Origin of the sequence: Pyrobaculum sp. (assembly GCF_049971835.1) — an archaeon.
Lineage (GTDB): Archaea > Thermoproteota > Thermoprotei > Thermoproteales > Thermoproteaceae > Pyrobaculum.
Genome location: NZ_JBMFKV010000188.1, coordinates 1 through 3583, shown reverse-complemented (window position 1 = coordinate 3583; position 3583 = coordinate 1). Strand labels below are relative to the sequence as shown.

General features: G+C 55.9%; 3 protein-coding genes. All 3 read right to left on the bottom strand.

The genetic code is table 11. The features are described from left to right. On the bottom strand, window positions 1-649 hold a 649-nt coding region (locus ACP5J3_RS12040; RefSeq protein WP_428495913.1), incomplete at its 3' end, for a 3-hydroxyacyl-CoA dehydrogenase family protein. 50 nt (window positions 650-699) lie between these two features. Further along, the gene (locus ACP5J3_RS12035; protein ID WP_428495912.1) at window positions 700-1644 is read right to left on the bottom strand and encodes an aldo/keto reductase; all 945 of its coding nucleotides are present in this window, start codon (window positions 1642-1644) and stop codon (window positions 700-702) included. A gap of 22 nt (window positions 1645-1666) precedes the next feature. Further along, complete coding sequence (locus ACP5J3_RS12030) at window positions 1667-3400, bottom strand: long-chain-fatty-acid--CoA ligase (protein ID WP_428495911.1); 1734 nt, start codon at window positions 3398-3400, stop codon at window positions 1667-1669. Window positions 3401-3583: the final 183 nt, after the last annotated feature.

Sequence of the window (3583 nt, the reverse complement as noted above, 5' to 3'; positions counted from 1 at the left end):
CCACAATCTCCGGCGTAGCCATACCCTTTGCAACTATCCAACACGCGGCTTCGTTTACCCTCGCCAGAATTCTATTGACAATGAAACCAGGAACGTCCCTATTAACAACAACCGGCTCCTTGCCGAGCCTCCTCGCGTACTCCACGACCCTATTCACCGTCTCACTGCTAGTATAGACACTCCTAATTACTTCTACCAGTGGCATTAGTGGTGGTGGGTTGAAGAAGTGCATTCCCACCACCCTTGGTTTTCTTTCTGGCTTCACCGCCTCGGCTATTTCTGTTATTGGAAGTGAGGAGGTGTTTGTGGCTAGTATAGCCTCCGGCGGCGCGCAACGATCAGCCTCAGCAAAAACTCTCTTCTTCACCTCAATATCCTCCACCACAGCCTCCACCACAACCTCAACCCCCTCAACAGCTTTGCATATGTCGTTTACTATGGTTTTTATCCGGCTCATAACTGTCTGGACGTCCTCCTTTACCTGCCCCTTCTCGGCCAGCTTCTTGAGAGACCACTCGATGTTCTGTAGAGCCCTCTTGAGGTACTCCTCGGCGACGTCGACCAGCGCCACCTCGTAGCCGGCTATTGCGAAAAGCTCAGCAATGCCGTGGCCCATCGTCCCGGCGCCTATAACAGCCGCTTTTGGCATGAATAGGTGAAAAAAGGGTATATTTAAAGAGTATATACGTCAGTTGAAGTTTATACACCTGCTAATATAAATCCCAGCTTCAGCAAGAAGCCAGGTATGTACCTCATACCCGACGGCCATATAGAGCCGTGGACGAACTGCGCAGACGCCTCGTCTATTGCCCTAACCTCGGCCTCTGACAGCTCGAGGCCCACGGCCTCCACAACGTCATGTGCCTGCTCCACGGTCTTTATCCCCGGAATTGGATAGGCGCCCTTAGCCGCGTGCCAAGCCAGCACCACAGCCGCCGGGCTGACCCCCCTACCCGCGGCGATTTTTCTAATAGTCTCAACTACCCTCCTCCCCGCGGGCGTAGCCGCCCTCTTGACCGCGGGATCAAGCCTCCTCGCCGGATCGTCGCCGAGAGACTCCTTCACAGCCGCCCCCTTGGCTAGGGGGCTCCAGGATATGACTGTAAACCCCATCCTCCTCCCAGCCTCTATCAGCCTCTCCGCGGCCCTCTGCAACGGGTTGTACACCACTTGGTCGGAGACGATCTCGTACTTCTTGGTACACGTTTTGGCTTGCTCCATGAGGTCCATGTCGAAGTTGCTGACGCCTATCTCAGAGGCGAGTCCCAGCTCCGCGGCTCTCTCCAAGCCGCGCACCACTCTGCAAATTGGCACGTAAACCGGCGGCGGCCAGTGGAACTGCAGTAGGTCGACTCGCCCTATCCTTCTCCTGCTTATCTCTGCGCTCTTGACGATGCGGCCCCAGTGGAACCCGGCGACCTTAGTCGCAACGACGATGTGCGGCCGCTGGCGTATCAACTCCCCCACAAATTTCTCGCTTCTCCCGTTTCCATACACCTCTGCGGTGTCTATGAAGTTCAGGCCGTGGTCAAGTGCGTATTCATAGGCTCTTTTTATCTCAGCCGGATCTACACGCCAAGCCCCGCCCCCGGCTTGCCAAGCGCCCAGCCCCACCCTACCCACCTCTAGGCTACCGATCTTCACAGCGGCGGGGCGTTGTCCGGAATTAAGCTTTTTGCTCAGCCAGCCTCCTCAACTCCTCTGCCCTAAGCTCACGTTTCAGGATTTTGCCCACGGCAGACTTAGGCAACTCGTCTCTAAACTCCACTGCGCGCGGCCTTTTGTAATGAGCCAGCTTATCCTCTGTCCATTTAATAATGTCCTCCGGCTTCAATCTGCCCTTGCATTCGTCTCTCAGCACTATGTAGGCCTTGGGTATCTCCCCCGCCTCTGGGTGCGGGACGCCGATTACCGCCGCCTCCTTCACACAGGGGTGCTGGTAGAGAACCTCCTCAATTTCGCGGCTGAAGACGGAGTACCCCTTGTACTTAATCATGTCTTTCTTTCTGTCGACTATGTAGAAGTAGCCCTCCTCGTCCATGTACCCCATGTCGCCGGTTCTAAACCACCGCAAACCGCAACAGTGGAAGAAGGCCTGGGCGTTTTCCTCGGGGCGGTTGTGGTAGCCTCTGAATACCTGCGGCCCGGAGATGACGATCTCCCCCACCTGGCCGGGGGGCAACAGCTCCGGCTTGTCGGGGTCCGCAATGGCGGCGTATGTGGATGGTATGGGGAGGCCTATGGACCCTGCCTTTGCCTTGCCGTAGAGGGGGTTTACGTGGGTGACTACGGCGGTTTCCGTAAGGCCGTAGCCCTCCCTCAGCACGGCCCCCGTGATTTGTTCAAATTTTTTTGCAACCTCCACGGGCAGGGGCGCCGCTCCGGAGATGCAGAAGGCTAGGCTTCTAAGGTTGAATTGGCCGGCTTTGGGGTGGTTGATGATCATGTTGTATAGGGTGGGGACGCCGTGGAGGACCTGGGCTTTGTATTTCTGCACAAGCTTCATCAACTGCTCGATGTCTGGCCGGGGCATCACGACGACGGTGGCGCCGTCGAATATGCCGTAGTGCATCACAGTGACTTGGCCATATATGTGATACCACGGTAGCAAGCCCATCATAACTAGGCTGTCTAGACCCCTCCTCCGCTTGACGGCTTCGTAGAGGGGCTTTAGCTGTTGTAGGTTGGAGGAGATGTTGCCGTGTGTAATCTCGGCGCCTTTTGGGAGCCCCGTGGTGCCGCCGGTGTACATCAAAGCGGCCAAGTCCTCCGTGGGGTTTATATTCGCGCGGTACGGCGTCGGGCTGTGGCTCAGCAACGACTTGTATGGCACTACGCGCTGGCTGTATTGTATCTTCGGGGGCTTTAGCCTCCTCTTGGCGAGCGGCTTGATGATGGCCGGCATGTACTCGCTCACCTCTACCACCACCACGCGGTCGAAGCGGTGCAACTTATCGGCCTCCTCTACGTTTTTATACAGCACATCCACTGTGAATATGATCCGCGCCCCGGCGTCCTTTGCCTGCCACGCAACCTCCCGCGGCGTATACATGGGGTTCATGGGGGTCACCACGGCGCCTATCTTCAACGCGCCGTAGTAAATAATGGGGAAAGCCGGGGTGTTGGGCATATACAGCGCCACCACGTCGCCCTTGCCCACGCCCCACTCCCTCAGCGCCGCCGCAACTCTGTCGCTGTGTTCCCCGACTGTGCGGTAGGTGACCCGGTTGTTGAAGTAGATGTAGGCGGCGCGGCTCCCGTTCTCTGCGGCTTGCCTATCTAGATAGGTGAAAAGCGGAGAAGGTTTGATGTCGACCTCCGGCGGGACGCCTTCGTCGTAGTTTCTAGACCATATTCTGCTCTTGATATATTTTTCAAATATTTCAGAACTACTTGGCATATCTATAAAAATCCGCCTAATTTAAAAAGCTTCCACGTTTTGAAGTATGTTAAGATGTGAATCTTGACGAAATTAATGCTTAAATATCAAGGCCCCTTTCCTCCACATGGTGTTCCCATTTGACACGGTGGAGGACTACTCCATTGTGTTGACCCCCGAGCACGAAATGTTTCGAAAAGCCGT